Origin of the sequence: Corallococcus caeni, assembly GCF_036245865.1 — a bacterium.
In the GTDB taxonomy this organism is placed as follows: Bacteria; Myxococcota; Myxococcia; order Myxococcales; family Myxococcaceae; genus Corallococcus; species Corallococcus caeni.
In genome coordinates this window covers 1-389 of the sequence record NZ_BTTW01000083.1, presented here as the reverse complement: position 1 = coordinate 389, position 389 = coordinate 1, and the positions used below count along the sequence as shown (strand labels likewise).

The 389-nt window shown below is 41.6% G+C and carries 1 protein-coding gene; it reads right to left on the bottom strand.

From position 1 onward, the window contains the following. A partial coding sequence (locus AABA78_RS38990) for a hypothetical protein (RefSeq protein WP_338270609.1) occupies positions 1-229 on the bottom strand: 229 nt, incomplete at its 3' end. Positions 230-389 lie beyond the last annotated feature (160 nt).

Sequence of the window (389 nt, the reverse complement as noted above, 5' to 3'; positions counted from 1 at the left end):
CTCCTACTATCACCCCTCCCGTGTTCTGAAAACAGTTCTTCACTAACTTCTCCAAGTAGATGTTAAACAGGGTAGATGATAGAGGGCATCCTTGTCGTACCCCTCTCCCTAATCCACTTCCCTCTGACATTCCTTCTCCTATCCTTACTTTGACTCGTTGTTTCATATCAAGATTACTTAATAGTCTCCTCTCTTTCCAGTCCACACCAATTTTCTTCAGGATATCCATAAGTTTATTTCAATCCACTCTGTCAAATGCCTTTTCCAGGTCCACAAATACTGCATACACTTCTTTATTTTTCTCTAGGTATCTTTCGCCGATTGTTCGCAGCAGTCCAATTGCATCTCTCGTACCTTTCCCCTTTCTGAAATCAAGCTTTTCTTCTTCC